Raw genomic sequence first — 12,645 nt, 5'->3', positions numbered from 1 at the left:
CGGGTTCAGGGTACATTTTTATCCGCTGCGCATAACCCGGTTTTCACTGTTTAACCTGCGGTGTGGCTGGCGCAGAAGAGGGAGTCCCGGAGGAAATCGGGGCCGCGCTGTTTCTGAACATCTTCTTCAGCTCTTTTTCCCCTTTTTCGGTCAGGATCAATATCTCAATGCGGCGGTTGACCGGATCTAACGGATCTTTGTCCTGGATAGGCATGGTATCGGCATAGCCCGCCAGTTGGATCACTTGCTCCGGCTTCATGCCATTTTGTGCCAGCACGTGACGTGCCGTGATAGCGCGCTCTGTGGACAGTTCCCAGTTGGAATAAAAGGCATTGTTGAGCGGCGTGGCATCGGAGTGGCCCGTGATCATCACCCGGTTGTTGATCTTCGCGAAGACCGGCGCGAGAGAGCGCAATATCTTGACAAAATAGCCGCTAAGTTCCCGGCTTCCGCTGGCGAACAGTGGCTTTTTGGCCTGATCCTGAAAACGGACTCTCACCCCTTGCTCAACCACTTCGATAACGACGCTGTCGCTGACTTTCATCGCCTGGATCGTGCTGGACAGGTCTTCAGCCAACTGGCCAAGCTGCGCCTGAGATTCGTACCAGGAAGCTTGTCTGGCGAGAGCCTCCTTAATCTTGTTCTCGTTTGCCTTCTCTGGCGTCTCTTCTTCCTCTTCCGTCGAGGGCAATGATGAGGTCACGGTCTCCTCCAGCACAGAGTTGCCGCCAGCCCCCTCCAGCAACGCAGAGGCGCCGTCCAGTTCCACTATCTTGTTGCTGGCCACGGCTTCCGCCATCTGCTTGCGCTCTTTTTCCGTCGTCGCCCCCATGATCCAGAGCACCAGGAACAGCGCCATCATGGAGATGGCGAAGTCGGCAAAGGCGACCTTCCAGGCTCCGGTATGCTGACCACTGCTCACTTTGGTCACCCGTTTGATGATGACCGACCCTTTGCGTCTCTTATCGGAATCGCTTTTTTCGGTCATTGCGCCTTGGCCTCTTCAATCCAGCTTTCCATGATGGCGAAGGTGGGTTTGTATTTTTCTGGGATCATGCGGCGACCGGCGTCAATGGACATCAACGGGGATTTACCGGCAGCAAAGTTGATCAGGACCTCGCGGCAGGCGTAGAGCAGCGTCATATCGCGCTCGACCGTCGCTTTCATGGCTTCAGACAGCGGGCTGAGTACGCCGTAGCACATGAAGATACCGAAGAAGGTGCCGATCAGCGCGCCCGCAACTTTGAGACCGACGATGACAATACCGGCATCGATGTTGCCCATGGTGATCACAATCCCCAGTACCGCCGCCAGGATACCAAAGCCCGGCATGGCTTCGGCAATCGTGCCGACCGCCTGAGAGGCGGAGAGCCGTTTTTCGGCGATTGCGCCGATCTCTTTGTCGAGGATGGCCTCTAGCTCGTATCCTTCTATTCTGCCCATTGAGAGCAGACGCAGGTTGTCGGTGAGAAAAGTCACCAACTGGATCTCATCCAGAATCAATGGATATTTGGCGAAGAGCGTACTTTCCTGCGGGTTTTCAATGTGTTCGTCCAGGTACTTAAGCCCCTGACGCTTGGTGTTTTCCAGCACCTCCATGGTCAGCAGGATAAACTGCTGATACAGGTCGCCATCATCATGTTTCACAAAGGCCCGCTTGCATTGGGTGCAGATGCTTTTCAGCACTTCCTTGTCGTTGGCCAGCAGCATGGCGCCCCCAGCCGCCCCCAGAATGATAATGTATTCGGCGGGCTGCCAGAGCATGCGGATCGCGCCACCCGCAAAGATATAACCACCGATGACGGCGATCAGCACCACGAGGATGCCTACAATTTTTAACATCAGTACGACTCCATTTCATTTTGTAATACCGCCTGCAGACGCGAGATAGCCTGCTTATGCAACTGGCACACGCGGGCCTCGGTTCTTTGCATGACGACGGCAATTTCTTTCATGTTCAGCTCATGCTGATAGTAGAGGCTCAGCACCAGCCGATCGGGCTCAGGCAGTTGCCCAAGGGCCTGTGCCAGCCAACGTTGCCTCTCCATGGGTTCTGTGGTGTCACTGCCAGCGGGGTGGCAATGCTCGCCTTGCTCAAGCAGCGTCTCCAGACTCTGCAAGGCATTCGCGTGGGACTCCTGTTCCAGCGTTCGCAATTCGTCAAGGGTGATACCCATCTCTGCGGCCAGTTCATCCGGTTTGGGAGAGCGGCCGAGCTGTTGGGTCAGCAGGCGGGTCGCATCGTTGAGACGATGGGCTTCCTGGCGGGCGCCGCGCGAACGCCAGTCGAGTCTTCTTAGCTCATCGAGGATGGAGCCTCTGATTTTCTGTTTGCAATAGCTGATAAATCCGGCGTCCAGTTGTCCTGGATAACGGCGCAGCGCATCCAGCAGCGCCATTAACCCAAGCTGGATCATATCTTCTCGTCCCATAATGGGACCCGCATGGCTATGCAGTTGGTTGACGAGCTTGTGGACGAGCGGGAGATACTGCCGAAGCAGATCGCTTTCAATATGTTTGCGCTCCTGGAACTGTTCGAAGAGCGCGGAATCGTGGGTGGCAAACATCGACATCACGGCCACCTGTTATTGCAAGACCATCTTACTGAGTTTCACATCCACCAGTTCGAGGTTGATCTTGTACCTGGCCAGCGCCACCACGAACGCACTCTGAAGATCCTTTTGCAGCGTGTTGAAATTTTTCATTTCTCTGAGCTGGTCGAATGTCTTGTCGGAGAACGTCTCGACGATGATATTGCGCAGCAGAGGATCCAGTTTCTTCAGGGTCGCGACGGTTTTGGGGTCGAAGCTGGTCAGCACAACATCAAGTTGGGCGTGATGCAGCCGGGGTTGACCTGCCTCCGGCAGGGTTAGCAGTACCTTTTCGATGGTATAGAGCTGCAGTTCAGGTTGGCCTTCACTTTGGCTGGTGGCAGACGCCTCCCGCCATTTCTGTATTCCTTCCATCCCACCGAGATAGAAATAACCACCACCGCCAGCCAGCAACACCAGAAGAAGGCCGATAATAATATTTTTTGCCATGGATAACTGTCTCGTTATAAAAGGAAAAGAGGATAATCAGACATAGGTGTCCAGATGATAATCGGAGGTCGTCGCGAGCGAGCGAGCCTCGGGTTCATCGTGCCCTTCGGCGGCGAGGGCAATATGTTGATCATCGTCGCTGGTCTGCCGGTCGTCGGTTTGCTCGCCGTGCTGGCCGATTTCGACATCGACCTGGCTGTACGACTGTCCGGACAGCAGATCCTGTCGCAGCCTGTCGCTTAATTGCAGCAGTTGATCCCTGACCGCCGGGTTGGTTGCCGAAATCTGGATAAAGACTCTGTCATCCTCGGTTCGCACCTGGAGATTGAGTTTGCCCAGATCGGGCGGATCGAGTCGCAGGGTTGCCTGTTTTACCCCCAGGTGGTTCTGTACCCGCAGGCGGTCTACCAGCGGCGCCAGCATCTGCTCGGCCCACAGGGAAGGCTGTCTGTCCAGGGTCAGGGGGGAAAACTCATGACCGCCAGAGCCCGGCATCGGCCGACTCATCGTGTTTGCCGCGACGGGGAGCAACGGCTGCGTCTGGCGCAACTGGACCTGGCTTGTCAGCTCACTCAGCTGTTCGCTATTCAGCGCCATCGTACTCAGCAAAGAGAGCAACTGAGAGTCTGGTTTTGGCTGTGTCAGAAGCGCCTGCGTCTGTAGAGGGGCCAGGGGGGCGCCATTGGCGAGCTTGCCAGTCTGATGCGGCGCCTGTTTCTGGAGCTCGCCCACGGTCAGCTCTGTGCCTTGCTTCAGGCGCGCGGGATGCATCGCCTGCATACCTCGTAGCTGCGCAATCAGGGATTCGCTCCTGGGTTCTGCCGCCAGCGCCCTTTCCAGTGTGGAGACAACCTGCTGTAACTGCGCCACGACAGCGGGGTCCTGAGGAGGGCGCTGCCACATCTGGCTTACCGTTTCCATCAGCCTGGCGGGCGCATCTTTGTTCCCCTGATCATGGGCGCGGAGTGCTTCCAGCATGTCATCCAGACGGGCCAGCAGGTCCGGTTCATTCGCTGCGATTTTGCGCAGTTGTTCGATCTCCACCATCAGCTCGTCCACCGCAGGGGAACCCATGTTGTTCTCAAAGCGGAAAGGGGACCCTGGTCTTGCCTGGGACAAGGCAACGAAACTTCCGGGTGCAGGGGAAGCCTGGCTTCCGTAGGGCAAACCTGGTGTGGGTTGAATCACTGCTTTTCTCCTCCGTACAACTGAACTTCACGATAAGTGCGTTTGCCTTCCCGCAATTCACTGTCGCCGCGCAGGCGCTCGCCCAGCCATGTCTGGCGGGCTTCCAGTTGGGTGATTATCTGCCGATGACGGGCCTGCCATTCGGTCATTGGCAATTGGTTTTTAAGGGCTGGCTGATGCCCGAGACGGCGTAACAGATCGGCAAGCTGACCATCCAACTGAATTAATGCCTTCCACTCACGCTTTGCCGCCCTCGCTTCCATGGCGGCGAGCAACTGCTCGCCCAGCTCTCTGATACGGTCTATCACGTGGTACCTTCCCAACCTTCCTTGAGCGGAATAATCACCCGGCGTACCTCTTGCAGAGGCTCTGGCTGATTGCGCAGGTTGACGGTCAGAAGGCGGCGACTGCAGAAGTCGTAGAGCTGGTGCAGGGTTTCAGCCAGTTTCCCACCGTTCTGGATGTCCAGGCTGGCGTCCAGAACATGCAGGATCTCCAGGCACTTGCTGATGCTGTCGCCCTTGCGGTTGAGCTGCATGGTGGCGATATAGTTTTCGATATAATCCAGCTCGTCGAGCAGGTGATCGAGCAGGATGACGACCAGCTGCTGTGGGCTGGCGGCGGCGATACGGGCGGCCCCGGCATTCTGCCGATAGGCGATTAGCGGGTTGTCATTGTCAAACATGGCGACTCCTGCCGGGTTATTGGAACATGGCCGAGGTGGCGTTCATGATGTTGATGTACTCGGCCATCTCGCTGAATTCTTTCAGGTATTGCTGGTAGACCTTATCCATACGGCGATCGAGCGCGTCCATATCGGACTGGATGCTGGCTTTTTCTTTATCCAGACTTTGCTGGGCGTTGTAGATGGTGCCGCTGGTGGAGGTGTAGTTGTAAACGAGATCGTCGATTTGCGTGGCGACGTCTTTGAACAGGGCGGCTACGTCCTCGGGGTTCTCGGTGAGCGCGGTTTGCAGCTCTTCCGTATCCAGCGTCAGCTTACCGGTGTAGGGATCGGAGGTGATGCCGTAGTTGGCCATCATCATGCCGTCCGGGCTGACGGTATAGAACGTCTGCTTGAGACTGTTCTGGATGCCGCGTGCCGAGCCGTTGGCATACAGCGCGCCTTCCGGGGTGTTCACATGGGTGGTGAACACGTCGAGCATCGCGTTGTAGCTGTCGACAAAGGCTTGTACGTCCGTGGTGATCGCTTCGGTGTCCGGTATGACATCAATCGTCAATTGACCCGGTTGGGTGACGTTGATAGTGACACCGGGGATCATGTCGCTGATGGTATTGCTCTGGGACTCGTAGCGGATACCGGTATTCTGACCGCCGTACCAGACGATGGCGTTTTGCGCCTGGCTCAGTGTTTTCTGGGTGACGGAAGGGTCGGAGAAGCTGATGGTAAACCCGTTATCAACGCCGGTATCGTCACTGGTCACTACCAGGTTGTAGTTGCCGGTATCGTCCTTCAGTACCGAGGCTGAGATCCCCAGATCATCGCCCTGGGCATTGATGGCATTAGAGAGTGACTCGACCGTAGGCGGGTTGAGAGTGCTGGTATCAATGACCAGACTTATCGGGTTGCCATCGGCATCAGTGCCATCAATCGTCAGGGTGCCGGCGGGCACATTGCCGCTGGTACCGAAGTTGAGCGACTCCTGCTGCGCCTTGGCGACCTGCTCGACATAGAGTTCATGGTGACCCGGGATGGCGCCCGCACCGGTTGATACGGTCGCACCGGAGTTCTCCGGTAATACTGACGCTTTGGTGGTATTGAAACCGTCGTTGTCCGCATAGAGCGCTTTCGCTGCCGTCTGTACGCTGGTAATGGCGGTTTCAATTTCTCCCCAGGCGGCGATCTGTGCGTCCACATCGGCCATCTGGGCCTGATAGCGCTCATCGTAAGGCGCCCGCTCAAGGGCGGTGAAGTAGCTGGCCAGATAGGAGGGGTTGATCATAGTGTGTGTATGCCTCTCAGTGAGCGCTGAACATCGTAAAAGCAAGAATCGTGCCGATTTTCATTTAACGATATGCAGACGTAGCACATTCAGGACCATCACAAAAAAATGGACTGCCGGGGCAGTCCATTTAGTGAGACGGTAAGCCGGATAATTAGCCGATCAGGTTCAGGGCCAGGCCGCTCATTGATTTGGCGTTGGCCATGACCATGGTGCCGGACTGCTGCAGCATCATCTGCTTGGACATGTTGGCCCCTTCTTCCGCGAAGTCGGCATCCATGATTCGCCCTTTCGCCACCTCCGTGTTCATCTCCACGTTCATCAGGTTGCTCTTGGTGTGTTCCAGGGAGTTGATATAAGCACCGGTGGAAGAACGGGCAGCCGAGATGGTGTCGGAGGTTGAGCTCAGGCCGCTCAGTACCGCCTGGGCGCTACCGCTGCCGGTCAGGGTCATAGTACCCATGCTGCCGATTGCAGTACGCATGTCGGTAATTTCTGTGGAAACATCAACGCTGATGGAGTCTGCAGAGCCGTTACGGCCAATCTGTACGTTGATAGAACCGGCAGCCAGCTTATCGAACAGGTTGTTGCCCGCGTACTGGGTGTCGGTAACGATACGGTTCGCTTCATCAGCCAGTTTCTGGAATTCAGAGTCCATAGCTTCGAGGTCAGCGGTGGAGTTCGTGCCGTTCGATGCCTGGGTTGCCAGTTCGGTCATACGGTCGGTGATGCTGGTCAGTTCTGCCATCGCCTGGTCAGCGGTTTGCAGCATGTCCTGGGTCTTTTCAATGTTACCGATACCGGCGTTCATACCGACCATATCGGTGTTCATGCGGTTGGCGATGGTCAGGCCTGCGGCGTCATCCTTGGCGCTGTTGATGCGGTAACCCGTACCCAGACGCTCCATGGAGGTGTTCAGGGATTCGGTGGACTTGGCCAGGGAGTTCTGAGCCACCAGGGAGGCGTAGTTAGTTTGAATAGAAATAGCCATGACAATATTCCTTATAAAGTGCTAGCTGAAACGTAATACGACATTACGCATATCGAAGAAGGTCCCGGCTGGCCGGGCTACCTGTCCATCTAGTGAAAAAACGGCAGGTTGGGGCAGTAACTTAAATGACGATCGATTTTTTTATTTGGGCAGGCCTATAACGACGAAAGAGAGGGGAGATGGAGTAATGTTGGTCAGTTAAGAAATGAGGGAGAATCTGTCACTCTGGCGAAGGGTGACGTTCACCTTATGTCCACAGCCTCTCTGAAACCACACTACCCGTGAACGTGCAAGGGAGCCTCCCTTGCAACCCTGGCTCCCGGCGGGAAAATCGTCGCTTCGCGATATATTCGCCTTATTCCGTCTGCCTTTCGGGTCGGGGTCGAGCCTGCATCCCTGCAGGCCGTCCCCTCCGCCCGCGTCCCTGCGGGCGGCCCCGGTCAGCCGTCAACGTCTCATCGATTTTCAGCCGGACCGTGGTGTCGCTTCCGCATTCTGACTTTCAGTGATTTCCGTTTGGCTGTTTAACCAAAAACTCAGATGGTCAGGTGTGGGAAGGGTCCGGCCGAAAATTGCCGACGTGTTTCCGTAAGGCCGGGGGAACCCGCAGGGATGCGGGTTCAGGGCGCGTTTTACAGGGACGTTACCTCGCGCCCGACCCGGTAGCCTGGAGGAATAAACGGAGGGACAAAATTGCAGGGAGCAATTTTGAACAGTTCCTGAACTGGCCCCGAAGGGGTGAGCCCCAGTGATGGGGCGAATATTCCGCGAAGCGGCAATTTTCCTGCCGGGAGCTGGGATTGTTAAGGGTGCGGCGATAGCACCCTTAACCCGTTCACGGGGCATGAAATGCCAGAGAAGCGAAGAACATGAAGTGAACGGAACCCTTCGCGAAACCAGCATGCTACTTCTTCTGGATAAATACCTCAGGCTTTCGGTTTGCCAGCGATTAACTGACCAGCAATAGGGACGTCGGAGGATGATTCATTGTTGGCACGGTATTTGCTTTTTACCAGACAATTATGCCGTGAAAGTAAGCGAAGACAGAGAAAAGTTTGATGACTCAGCCTCTCCCCCATCTGGTGCGGATCTATCTTGATCCCTTTACGATGCCCATGTTGCAACAGTTGCTCCATTTTTGCCGTCACAGCGAAGAAGAGCACACAACGTCCCTCACCACCTGGGGACGTTCGACCTTGCAGGATGGCGAACAGCTGCACCCGCGCCATCAGCATTTTAAGCAGGGCATCGCCCCTGTCATTGGGGTTTACGAGCGATTGATTGCGCTGTGCGAGCAGCATGGGCGCATCGAGGTTGAGATTCACTCCAATCTTATCTATAGCTCGGATGCGCTGGCGCCGCTGCTTAACGCACTGCACTTTCTCAAATATCCGGTGCGGATGCTGCATCTCTATGAAGATGGAACGTTCGACTACTGTGAGTTACTCAAGTTAAGCGATGAACCGGAGCGGCTGACACAACGAGAAGCGATACTGTCTCGCCTTGAGAGCTATCTCTATGAATCTCCTCGTAGCGTCGGCTTTAGTGGCCCGGGACAAGACAAGATAATCGTGGGGCAGGGGTGGCACCGGTTCTATCCTACCCGCTACCACATGGTACGACCTGACATTATGACCCGCTTGCCCGCCTTAAAATCGCTGGCCGACGAACTGCTCCCCCATATGGAGCGGACCGACTGGGGGGATTTTGATTTGTTGGCCCCCCATCAGCAGGCGTGGTTGTTCCGCGCCGTTGGGGTTGACAGGGTATCCCTGGAGCAGCAGCTGGCCGGGTGCGAGGATGCGATCATCGTGCTGGGAACATCGCAAAACGTTCAGGACGCACAAGGCCTGGCCGCGCGCGGGATCATCCGACTCCATCACGATTTACTCAAGCATATCCGCAAGGAGGGTTCTCCTCTTTATATTCGCGGCAAGCCGGCTTTGCTCTTTAAGGGGCATCCGGCAGGTTACATCGTAAATGAGCATATTGTTCGCCAACATCCCCGGCTTATTCCCCTGCCGGCATCTATGCCGATGGAATTGCTGCTAATGCTCAAGACCCCTTTTCGGGGCATCTGCGGCTTTATGTCCAGCACCCACCTGAGTCTGAGCAAGGAGCAGATCCCCTTCATTCTCGCGCCGCCTGAGAAAAACGTGCCGCGCGACGTGGCGTTGCGTCAGTGGCCCCTGCAACGACTGGCGCTGCTGCTGGGTATCGTGGAAGAACGGCAGATTGTGCTCTACAGCGAACTCTATCGGCGCGGTGAAATCCCTTATCCGTATTGGGATAAATACACCAGCCAGTCTTTAGCGGGGATGAGGGCAATGAATGATATTAAGCGCGGATCGGGTCTGACATTGCCGCAAAAGACGCTGACGCTGGGTTTTTATATCAGCCACCCGGATGAGTTCGTCGCCCTGGAGAAGAGCCTGGACAATCTGATTCGGATGGGGTTCCAGTGCATTCTGGCGATTGATGAGACGAGCCCGGACTTTACCGCGGTGTGCGAGCACATGAACACGGTAACACGCAAAGATCTGCAGGCATTTACCCTCGCAGCAATCAAAGAGGCGGACTTCCGTTTCGACTGCTTCGCCGTGCCTGCGGGGCGGGAAGACCTGCATACCTGGGGTTATCACTGGACGGAGTATAGCCCCGTGAGCAGCCAGGGCACTCAGCAGCACATGATTTTGGGGATCCTTAATGCCCAGAAGAAATATGTGATTCTAATGTGAAGTGAGGAAATCGATGAGAACGCGCCTGATGTTCACGCTGTTATCGCTGCTGTCCGCACAGGCTGTGGCGAACCGGACTGAATTCAACATTAATACCGACAGCCTGAGCGAACGTGCCTGTTACTTCGACGGTAAACGCTATTCCGAGGGCGCTGAGTTGCAGAACGGCGAAGAGACTATTCGCTGCGGTGTGCTGGACGATGTGACTGAAAACGGCGCATTGGGGTGGTTGCGGGAAGGCGATACAGAGAAAACCAGCATCAGGCAACGTCAGGATGACGCGGGCCGGGTCATTGAGATCCGTAAATAAGCTGCCCGGAACGGGATGTGGGCTGTTGAGTTAAACACATGACAATTTTTGCCAGGAATCACCATGCTTTCGATACTTCCCCTTATTGGGCGAACTGACGCCTTGTTTGTTCAGGACATCGGCGATGTTGGATCCGCGCTGGATCGACACGTTTCCCAGTCCCGCTTTCTTGTTTTAGGGGGCGCAGGCTCAATCGGTCAGGCCGTCACCCGGGAGATTTTTAAACGCCAGCCCAAAAAACTGCATGTTGTTGATATTAGTGAAAACAACATCGTCGAACTGGTTCGTGATATCCGCAGTTCACTGGGTTATATCGACGGGGATTTTCAGACCTTTGCCCTGGATATCGGTTCTCTCGAGTATGACGCGTTTATCGAGGCCGATGGCCAGTATGACTATGTTCTCAACTTGTCTGCCCTCAAGCATGTACGCAGTGAAAAAGATCCGTACACCCTGATGAGAATGATCGACGTCAACGTCTTCAATACTGACAAGACACTTCGACAGTCGATTGCGGCAGGCGTTAAAAAATACTTCTGTGTGTCCACCGATAAGGCGGCCAACCCCGTCAATATGATGGGTGCCTCCAAGCGGATTATGGAGATGTTCCTGATGCGCAGAAGCGAACAAATCACTATTTCTACCGCGCGTTTTGCCAATGTGGCGTTCTCAGATGGTTCCCTGCTTCACGGTTTTAATCAGAGGCTGCAGAAGCATCAACCGATCGTGGCCCCGAACGATATAAAACGCTATTTCGTGACCCCGCAGGAGGCCGGTGAACTGTGTTTGATGTCCTGCATTTTCGGTGAAAACAGAGACATTTTCTTCCCTAAATTGCGCGAAGAACAGCATCTCATCACCTTTGCGGAGATCGCCGCCAAATACCTTCAACAGCAGGGGTATGAGCCGTATCTCTGTCGGGATGAAAATGAGGCGCGCGAGCTTGCAAGAACATTGCCGGAGCAAGGGCGTTGGCCTTGCCTGTTCACCACCAGCGATACGACAGGCGAAAAAGAGGTCGAAGAGTTCTTTACGGAAAAAGAAATACTGGATATGGCGCGATTCAACCGTATCGGCGTGATTAAAAATGCCCCCATTTACCCGTCAGAATTGCTGGACGTCTTTGAGCAAAAAATTAACGCGATGAGAGCAAATCGTCGATGGAGCAAGGAGGAGATCGTTGCTCTTTTCTTCGAGGTGATACCCGATTTCGGTCATCAGGAAACCGGTAAGTATCTTGATGCAAAGATGTAAGGTGGATCAAATGCAATCATCCCGTCTGGTCGCGTTTATTCGCGATATTTATAAAACCAATGGGGTTATCCCGTTGCATGCGCCAGTTTTTTCTGAAAAGGAACGCATTAACGTCACGGACACGATTGAGAGTTCGTTTGTGTCCAGCGTGGGTAACTATGTCGGTGAATTTGAACGCCGGATAGAGGCGTTTACCGGCAGTTCGCGTGCGGTTGCGACCGTCAACGGAACGGCTGCGCTTCACGCCGCCTTATACATGGCCGGTATTAAGCGAAACGACCTGGTGATCACCCAGGCCCTGACGTTTGTGGCAACCTGCAATGCGCTTTACCACATGGGCGCGCAACCCGTATTTGTCGATGTCTCGAAAACCAGTCTGAGCCTCTGCCCGCGAGCCGTTGAGGCGTATCTACAAGAGCATGCTGTGCTGACCGAGTTGGGGTGCTACCACAAGCGAACGGGGCAGCGTATCAAGGCGGTTGTGCCGATGCACACCTTCGGCCACCCTGCTGAACTGGATGAATTACTGCTGCTGTGCCAGCAATGGCACCTGATCCTGATCGAGGATGCGGCTGAAAGCCTGGGATCCTTCTACAAGGGCCAACATACGGGTACGGTGGGCGAGTTTGGCACCCTCAGTTTCAACGGCAACAAGATAATCACCACGGGCGGCGGCGGTATGGTGTTATGTCGGCGTGTAGAGCAGGGCGTTCATACCCGGCATGTCACAACGACGGCGAAGGTGCCCCATCCTTACGAATTTTTCCACGATGAACCGGGGTTTAACTACCGCCTGCCGAATCTCAATGCTGCGTTGGGATGCGCTCAGATGGAAGCACTCCCGACGTTCCTGAAACAGAAACGGGCATTAGCACACCATTACGCGGCGTTCTTCCGGGGCCAGGACTGTCAGTTTGTACGGGAACCGGGATACGCGAGTTCCAACTACTGGCTCAATGCCATCATCTGCGAGAGCGAGACCCAGCGTGACGCGTTGCTGACAGAAACCAACGCCAGTGGCGTGATGACTCGCCCCGTCTGGAAACTGATGCATCGACTGCCGATGTTTGCTGGTGCGCTTCGCGGCGAACTGAAGGTCTCTGAGTGGCTTGAAAGCCGGGTGATTAACCTGCCCAGTTCGCCTGTTGAGGTCTGACGC

The 12,645-nt window shown here is 55.3% G+C and carries 13 protein-coding genes; 4 read left to right on the top strand and 9 right to left on the bottom strand.

The features are described from left to right. Positions 1-43: 43 nt before the first annotated feature. The 9 genes from JM656_RS16865 to JM656_RS16825 all read right to left on the bottom strand — a co-directional run bounded on the left by JM656_RS16865 (position 44) and on the right by JM656_RS16825 (position 7,184). Positions 44-988, bottom strand: a complete 945-nt coding sequence (locus JM656_RS16865) for a flagellar motor protein MotB (RefSeq protein ID WP_203358767.1) — start codon at positions 986-988, stop codon at positions 44-46. Continuing rightward, positions 985-1,842, bottom strand: coding sequence for a flagellar motor stator protein MotA (motA, locus tag JM656_RS16860; RefSeq protein WP_203358766.1), 858 nt, complete (start codon positions 1,840-1,842; stop codon positions 985-987). Before motA ends, JM656_RS16865 begins: the two co-directional genes overlap by 4 nt. Then, positions 1,842-2,573: a FliA/WhiG family RNA polymerase sigma factor gene (locus JM656_RS16855; protein ID WP_203358765.1), complete on the bottom strand. Its 732-nt coding sequence runs from the start codon at positions 2,571-2,573 to the stop codon at positions 1,842-1,844. The genes motA and JM656_RS16855 overlap by 1 nt, the downstream gene beginning before the upstream one ends. Before the next feature lie 12 nt (positions 2,574-2,585). After that, entirely contained in the window at positions 2,586-3,041 is a 456-nt protein-coding gene (locus tag JM656_RS16850) for a flagellar basal body-associated FliL family protein (protein ID WP_203358764.1), read from the bottom strand. A 36-nt stretch (positions 3,042-3,077) separates the two neighbouring features. Next, a complete protein-coding gene (locus tag JM656_RS16845; protein ID WP_203358763.1) occupies positions 3,078-4,229 on the bottom strand; it encodes a flagellar hook-length control protein FliK in 1,152 nt (383 codons plus the stop codon). Next, on the bottom strand, positions 4,226-4,537 hold the full coding sequence (locus tag JM656_RS16840) for a hypothetical protein (RefSeq protein WP_203358762.1): 312 nt from the start codon (positions 4,535-4,537) through the stop codon (positions 4,226-4,228). The genes JM656_RS16845 and JM656_RS16840 overlap by 4 nt, the downstream gene beginning before the upstream one ends. Further along, positions 4,534-4,914 (bottom strand): flagellar export chaperone FliS, encoded by a 381-nt coding sequence (gene fliS, locus JM656_RS16835; RefSeq protein ID WP_192611251.1) that lies wholly within the window; start codon positions 4,912-4,914, stop codon positions 4,534-4,536. Before fliS ends, JM656_RS16840 begins: the two co-directional genes overlap by 4 nt. 16 nt (positions 4,915-4,930) lie before the next feature. After that, positions 4,931-6,193, bottom strand: coding sequence for a flagellar filament capping protein FliD (gene fliD, locus JM656_RS16830; protein WP_203358761.1), 1,263 nt, complete (start codon positions 6,191-6,193; stop codon positions 4,931-4,933). Between the two features lie 154 nt (positions 6,194-6,347). Further along, complete coding sequence (locus JM656_RS16825; RefSeq protein WP_203358760.1) at positions 6,348-7,184, bottom strand: flagellin; 837 nt, start codon at positions 7,182-7,184, stop codon at positions 6,348-6,350. A gap of 1,058 nt (positions 7,185-8,242) precedes the next feature. Between JM656_RS16825 and JM656_RS16820 the strand changes: the two genes are divergently transcribed. Genes JM656_RS16820 through JM656_RS16805 form a run of 4 tightly spaced genes read left to right on the top strand, consistent with a single transcriptional unit; the run spans position 8,243 to position 12,642 of the window. Next, the gene (locus JM656_RS16820) at positions 8,243-9,922 is read left to right on the top strand and encodes a hypothetical protein (RefSeq protein ID WP_203358759.1); all 1,680 of its coding nucleotides are present in this window, start codon (positions 8,243-8,245) and stop codon (positions 9,920-9,922) included. Between the two features lie 13 nt (positions 9,923-9,935). Further along, a complete protein-coding gene (locus tag JM656_RS16815; protein ID WP_203358758.1) occupies positions 9,936-10,232 on the top strand; it encodes a DUF1496 domain-containing protein in 297 nt (98 codons plus the stop codon). A 48-nt stretch (positions 10,233-10,280) separates the two neighbouring features. Beyond that, positions 10,281-11,486, top strand: coding sequence for a UDP-N-acetylglucosamine 4,6-dehydratase (locus JM656_RS16810; protein ID WP_238929161.1), 1,206 nt, complete (start codon positions 10,281-10,283; stop codon positions 11,484-11,486). Positions 11,487-11,496: 10 nt separating this feature from the next. Further along, positions 11,497-12,642 (top strand): LegC family aminotransferase, encoded by a 1,146-nt coding sequence (locus tag JM656_RS16805; protein ID WP_203358756.1) that lies wholly within the window; start codon positions 11,497-11,499, stop codon positions 12,640-12,642. The last annotated feature ends 3 nt before the right edge of the window (positions 12,643-12,645 follow it).

It is taken from the genome of Citrobacter sp. R56 (assembly GCF_016811995.1).
GTDB classification, from domain to species: Bacteria; Pseudomonadota; Gammaproteobacteria; order Enterobacterales; family Enterobacteriaceae; genus Citrobacter_D; species Citrobacter_D enshiensis.
Note: the sequence above shows the minus strand (reverse complement) of the source record. Positions and strands in the feature narration are given on the sequence as shown.